Origin of the sequence: Thermosynechococcus sp. M98_K2018_005 (assembly GCF_015295825.1) — a bacterium.
In the GTDB taxonomy this organism is placed as follows: domain Bacteria; phylum Cyanobacteriota; class Cyanobacteriia; order Thermosynechococcales; family Thermosynechococcaceae; genus Thermosynechococcus.
On the sequence record NZ_DVEH01000007.1, the window covers coordinates 46,207 to 52,469 of the forward strand.

Here is a 6,263-nt window from a genome sequence, read left to right on the forward strand (position 1 = left end):
TTAGGGCTGAGGAAGGGCAGATTGCTCAGGCTGGAGCTGGCTCATCAGTGCCCGCAGGGGGGGCTTGGCCAATAGGGTTTGTGTATCGGCCACTAGGCGATCGCCCCAGAGATTTTCCCGTTGAAACTCCACAGTGCCATAGCGGCTATCGAGGCGCAGGGCTTCCTCGGCCAGTTGGAGTGCTCTTGCTTCATTCCCTAATTGCAGCAGGGCGGTTGCTAGAGCCAGTTTCGGTTCACTTGCCTTGGGGTCAATGGCTGCCGCCTCTTCCCAGTTCTTGGCGGCTTGACGGATATTGCCTTGTTCATAGAGCACGAGGCCAATGTTGGTATAGGCCGGCCAAAACCGTCGATCCAAGCGCAATGAGCGGCGGTATTGCTCGATCGCCCGATCCTGTTGTCCCAATTTGAGATAGGCATTGCCAAGGTTGAACCATTCCTCTGTGGCGTCGGGTTTGAGTGCCAATCCCTGCTCGATCGCCCGCACTGAGGCTCCATAGTGCCCTAGGCGAAAATGGGCAGAGCCTAAGTTGAAATAAGCCGCCGGATTTTTATCATTGAGTTTCAAAGACTGTTCTAGGGCTGGCACTGCATCCTTGGGTTGATTGACGGTAAGGTAGAGTCCCCCCAGCAATGCCCAAATTTCGTGGGCTTGGGGTGCCAACTGCACTGCCAGTTTTGCCCGCACCAAAGCATCTTGAAATTGCTGGAACTGCGCCAGTTGCAGAGCTTCTTGCGCCACGATAAAGCCATTTTGCTCCATCTCCTTGGCATTGAGTTCAAGGGTGCGTGGTAACACCACTTGTGCCGTTGCCAGACTGCCACTCAGGAGAACAAGACCCAGACTCAGGGTTAAACGGGCAAGCATTTTAGGCACGATCTGTTTCCGTGTTGCAAGCTAAGGGAATTCCTCTTTAGTTTGCCATACCCTACCGACGTTTGCGGTGACTGAGGGCGGCTTTTGGCAAAAGTGGAAGGGAGATGATTGCCTTTAGAGAGAAAATAGGCTAGCCTATGCTTGTTCAAAGATAGCTCATCAATTGCTGTCACTTTTCTAAACCCTATTCAAACCCCATTTTTAAGGAAATTTAATAATGAACCCTTCAAATGAAAATATTCCCAATTATATGGTTCCAGCAATTCTGTCCACGATTTGCTGCTGTTTACCTTTTGGTATTGTCGCTATTATTTTTGCTTCCCAAGTCAATTCAAGGTTAGCGGCAGGCGATCGCGCTGGGGCATTGGATGCCTCAAATAAAGCAAAGCTATTCACATTGATTGCTTTTATCTTGGGATTTCTTGGCTCAGCGATTTATGCCATCCTAATGATTCTTGCGATCGTTGCCGATCAAGGTGGCATGTAGATCATTGACCAATCGCTCGTAGTGGTGGGGCGATCGCCAGCGCAGGAGATGACTCACCGGTTGCCCAAGTAACGCCGTCGTCAAGCCAACGGCACGGCGAGGGTTCAGTGTTGCCAAGGCAAGAGCCGCCTCAAAATCACACACGCCCCAATCCACCAAGCGCCCCACCATTGCTAAGAGGGGAACCGTGGTGCCACAGAGGGTTCCATCCTCAAGGCGAGCAGTGCCATTTTTCACTGCAATGTGCCGTTGATCCCATGGGTAGATGCCATCCCCCAAGCCAAGGGGTGCCAAGGCATCACTGACCAAAAACAGGCGATCGCCCGCACACTGCCACAACACCTTCAGCATTTGTGGATGCACATGAACCCCATCGCCAATCACACCGCACCAGACCCGCTGATCTGTCAAGGCCGCCGCCAACAACCCGGGCTCGCGATGATGCAGAGGGGGCATGGCATTAAAGGCATGGGTGATCATTGTGGCACCGGCATCAAAAGCCGCCTGCGCTTCTGCCACTGTGGCCAAAGAGTGACCTAAACTCACGGTGATCCCCAACCGCCGCACATAGGGCAGGACTTCACCACTGGCATCTAATTCCGGAGCAAGGGTGAGAATCTGAACGGTGTTACTGAACTCCCCTAGAACCGTTTGCACCCTTTCTAGGTTCAAGGGCTGAAGATGAGACTGGGGATGGGCACCGCGCTTCTGAGGATTGAGGAAAGGCCCCTCCAAATGCACACCCAAAATCTTGGCTTCAGGTTCTTCTCCATTGGGTGCGTATTCGTGGATCACCCTCAAGGCAGTGTGAATTTCAGCGAGGGGAGCGGTCACAATCGTCGGGGCGTAGGCATCAATCCCCTCTTGCCAAAGATAGCGGCCAATTTTTGGCAGTGGTTCGGTTGTTTTTAACCAAGGAAAGGGAATACCCAATGCACCGTTAATTTGCAGATCGACGCCCCCAAGGGAGAGATAATCGCCGCCGAAGTCCAGCACCTCAGAGCAATCGGGGGGAATCAGATCAGTGCCGATCGCCGTCACTTTGCCATTCGTGAGTTGTACTTGTTGCCAGCGATCGCTCCCCAAAAGCCGCACGCGATCGAGCCATTGCTCAGTGATCATGCCGGCGTTGCTTGCAGATCAGGCCGTTCTTCAGGGATGATTGCCCCTTCTACAGGACACACTTGCAAACAAATGCCACAGTCAATACAGGTGGCAAAATCAATCCAAAACCAATCGGTGCCCTTGGCATTTTTGCCCGGCCCCGGATGAATACAGGCCACGGGACACGCCTCAACGCAATCGGCAACCCCTTCGCAGGTATTCGTGACAATGGTGTGGGCCACAGTGTTGTCCTCACTGAGAGTTGATTCAGGATCAATTCTAAAGCTCTAGGCTAGATTCCCAGATCTGACTTTGCCGCTTGAGCCGCCTCCAGTAACATTGGTGTAGGTAGTTCCTCCCAATCGCGATCGCCAATCTCGGCATAGAAGGTTTCGTCATAGCTGCGGGTTTGGATCACCACAGGCATCGGCACCGCATGTCCCAGCACAAGCGCCTGTTGTTTGGAATCCAGCTTGGCCAATACTGATCGCAACTGCTGCGAACCCGCCACCCCAGTGAAAATGGCCTCGATGTCCTTTTCATCGTTGAGGAGCGCTGTGATGCGGGTGCCAATTTGCGACATGATCTCGCTATCAATGCCCGAAGGCCGTTGATCAACAACAAGGAGCGTGACAAAGTACTTGCGCATTTCGCGGGCGATTGTGCCAAAGATCGTCTGCTTCACCGTCGCTGGATCCAAGAAGCGGTGAGCCTCTTCAATTGTGATTACCAGTTGACGCGGGCGATCGCTGGGATTTTTCGTTTGCAGAAATACCTCTGACTGCTGCACATAAGCTTGGTGAATGCGGCGGGCAATAATATTCGTCGCCAGCATGTAGGAGAGCAGATTCGCTTGGGAGCCAAACTCAATCACGACATGTTGACCCGCCGCAAGGGTGTCCAAAATCTGGCCAATGTAGTTCTTGGTACAGGTGTTGCGTAGATACTTCAGTTGTTCTAGCCGTGTCAGTTTGCGTTGCAGCGCCATGATCGAGGCTTTGCTGCCCATCTTCGTTTCGCAAAACTCCTGAATCTCCTGATTCGTCATCACCAAGAGGCGACTAATCCAGCCCTTGCCAAACTCATTTCGCAGAATAATTGCATTTTCAAGGCTGGCCTCCGAGAGGTTCAGTTCCGCCTGCACCAAAGCCAAGTCCTCCACCTCAATTTGATCAAAGCCAATGTAGAGTTCTTGGGCATCGCGCACCCCTCGCCGTTGGGTGGATTCAGGGTCAAGGGTATAGATCTTTACTTGGCGGGGAAACAGTTGCCGCAATCCCTTAACGGTACTCAGTTGCTTGCCTTCGCGGGTCGCCTCCCAGCCATATTCTGAGTGCATATCAAAAATCAGGTTCACCGCCGCCTGTTTGCGGATAATCCCTGACAGCAACAGCCGCGTCAAAAAGGACTTGCCAGTACCCGATTTGCCAAATATGCCATTGCTCCGCTCGACAAAGCGATCCAAATCCAAGCAAATGGGCACCTGCATATCCAAGGGAGTACCAATGGCAAAATTGCGCCGCTGCGGATCGTCTTCCCAGCCAAATACGGCGCGAAACTCCCGTTCACTGGCCTCATAGACAGGACTGAAATGGGCAGGGATGGTTTTTACGGGCAGTAAATCCTGCTCATCGTTGAGGATCATCAACATTGGTGCCACACTCAGCGTCGCAAACGTGCCCGTACCCGCCAGTACCTCCTGTAAAAAGGTATCCTCAAGAGCCGGGGGATTGAGGAGAATGCGGGGATTAGCCGTACCCAGCACAACATCCGTCAGCAGACAAAAGAAGCGCGATCGCTGGCCTTGCACCACCAAAAATTGACCAACCCGCAGTTCCTCAACGGAGACGTTACCACTGAGCCGCACTTCAAGGCCTTGACTGAGGGAACCTTGGACAACAATTCCCAGTTGTTGAGCCGTCATTGCCTATTGAGCCGTCAGAAGTTGAATCCGCTGCGGATCCCCCAGGCGAGGAGAAGCAGCTTGGCTGTGGAATTCTGCCCCCGGTTTTTGAGTCGGTTGTAGCGTTTGACTGAGGTGCTGCACATAGCGATCCTGGCTTTGCCGAAACCCTTCTGGGTTGCCACCGCGATTGAGGAGCGCAAAGCAGACGGTGCCATATTTCGCTGTGGGTAAGACGCCGACCAACGCACTGACATTCCACAGAGACCCAGTTTTCACTAGCGTTGCCGCAGGCAATTGACGATACTCTAACGTACCGCGATCGCGCCCCGCCATAGGTAGCACATCCGCCAGACTGTGGTTTTTCTGGGCGAGCATCTCCTGAAGCGCCAAAAGCATCCCACAAGCCGCCCGGGGAGAAATTCGATTCTCCTCCCCCAGACCCGAGCCGTTGATCAGTTGAATTTCACTGGGGGGCACATTGGCTTTACGGGCGGCCACTTGAGCCACGGTTGCAGCACCCCCTGCCAGTTTTGCTAGCGTTTCCGCAATCTCATTGTTGCTGTAGATATTCATTTGCCGCACAATTTCCCTCAAGGGAAGTGAGCGATGCTCGAGGCGAAGGGTGACACTAGCAGGGATCGTGCTTTGGAAGCGTGTTTCACCCGTCATACTGAGTTGGGGGCGGGGTTGCCCCTTGAGGTACTGTTCATAGGCCGTTTGAATTTCGGGCGTCCAACGGCGGTGATCTAGGGCGAGTTTGAATAGCTCTGCGGCGGTCTGGGGTTCAGGGTAAAAGTTCATTACAAAAGGGGGAACGATGACTAAATTCCCCTGCACTTGACGAATTCCCAAGCGATTGAGGGCATTACCGATGGCGATCGCCTCCTCCCAGACAAAGAGGGGATCATTGCCGCCAATCAAGACCAAATCCCCCCTGAGGACACCATTTTGTAGCGTGCCTGTGGTGCCGATGCGAGTCAGGAACTGATAGTCAAAGGGGTATTTATCCAGAACAGCGAGGCTCGTAGCGATTTTAGTGACCGAGGCAGCGGAAAGGGGGCGATCGCCCTGGTGATTCACGAGTAACTGTTGGGCACTTTGGACCCAAATCCCCTGTTGACTGGGGGAGAAGCCTTCTTCAGCCAGTGTTTGCAGGTAGCGATCGCGATACTGCTGTAATGCCACTTCTGGGGGAAAAAGCAGGAACTGGAGTTTCTCCATGCGCGGTTGCCCCCAGTACCATGCCAGCGTTGCCAAAAGCTCTAACATCTCCGTCCTAATTGGCCGTCAATTGCCACCATCCTAGACTGGGACCAATAAAACGAACCGTGAGCCAAATGACCACCAGCAGGCCGATACCCACCCAGGTGCCGCGGGTCACCCACTGTTGAATCAGCAGCAGTTGCTCCTTCTTGAACCAGCCCCCCTTCTTTTGACCGTAGGCATCACCGAGGGTCTCTTTGCGCCGTTTTGCCTCACCCATAGTTGCTGCTTGAACGGTTACAGTCCTTATCCTAGACGTTTTTGGAGAGCGATCGACCCCCTAGGACTCAACAATTGAGCACACCACAGCCAACTCCGGCAGCTTTTGCAATGCCCTAGCTGCACTCTCCTTAGAGGATGTACCGGAATCCTTTGGGAGGCAGCGGTTGGATCAGTTACGACATGTGCCGCTAAAACTGAGTCGGCGGTGTTCAATAGTGCACTGGAGCTTTAATGGGCCGCCAGAGCTACGCGTGGCTTAGAATGTTAAGTTTTTTTGCAGGATTCAACACTTCTGATATTGATGAACCAACAATGCGGTTCCGAGTGGCTTTAATCCCAGCGATGGTGTTGGGGCTGTTCAGGAGCAGTGCTGGATCTCATGGATCCACGGTTTCAGGATCTGCA

7 protein-coding genes are annotated in these 6,263 nt (G+C 53.3%); 1 reads left to right on the plus strand and 6 read right to left on the minus strand.

The genetic code is table 11. The features are described from left to right. Positions 1-867, minus strand: a complete 867-nt coding sequence (locus IGQ15_RS00950) for a tetratricopeptide repeat protein (protein ID WP_297047771.1) — start codon at positions 865-867, stop codon at positions 1-3. 226 nt (positions 868-1,093) lie between these two features. Here IGQ15_RS00950 and IGQ15_RS00955 point away from each other — a divergent pair, with 226 nt between their 5' ends. Next, positions 1,094-1,363, plus strand: a complete 270-nt coding sequence (locus IGQ15_RS00955; protein ID WP_297047760.1) for a CD225/dispanin family protein — start codon at positions 1,094-1,096, stop codon at positions 1,361-1,363. Here the strand turns inward: IGQ15_RS00955 and nagA are convergent. The 5 genes from nagA to IGQ15_RS00980 are packed head-to-tail and all read right to left on the minus strand — an operon-like array spanning position 1,322 to position 5,856. Continuing rightward, positions 1,322-2,485, minus strand: coding sequence for an N-acetylglucosamine-6-phosphate deacetylase (gene nagA / locus IGQ15_RS00960; RefSeq protein ID WP_297047762.1), 1,164 nt, complete (start codon positions 2,483-2,485; stop codon positions 1,322-1,324). The genes IGQ15_RS00955 and nagA overlap by 42 nt on opposite strands. Continuing rightward, a complete protein-coding gene (locus IGQ15_RS00965; RefSeq protein WP_297047763.1) occupies positions 2,482-2,709 on the minus strand; it encodes a ferredoxin family protein in 228 nt (75 codons plus the stop codon). The genes nagA and IGQ15_RS00965 overlap by 4 nt, the downstream gene beginning before the upstream one ends. Positions 2,710-2,759: 50 nt before the next feature. Continuing rightward, positions 2,760-4,391 carry a DUF87 domain-containing protein gene (locus IGQ15_RS00970; protein ID WP_297047764.1) on the minus strand — a complete coding sequence of 544 codons (1,632 nt, stop codon included), beginning with the start codon at positions 4,389-4,391 and terminating at the stop codon, positions 2,760-2,762. A 3-nt stretch (positions 4,392-4,394) separates the two neighbouring features. Then, entirely contained in the window at positions 4,395-5,642 is a 1,248-nt protein-coding gene (locus IGQ15_RS00975; RefSeq protein ID WP_297047766.1) for a D-alanyl-D-alanine carboxypeptidase, read from the minus strand. Positions 5,643-5,649: 7 nt separating this feature from the next. Next, a complete protein-coding gene (locus tag IGQ15_RS00980) occupies positions 5,650-5,856 on the minus strand; it encodes a DUF2839 domain-containing protein (protein WP_297047767.1) in 207 nt (68 codons plus the stop codon). Positions 5,857-6,263 lie beyond the last annotated feature (407 nt).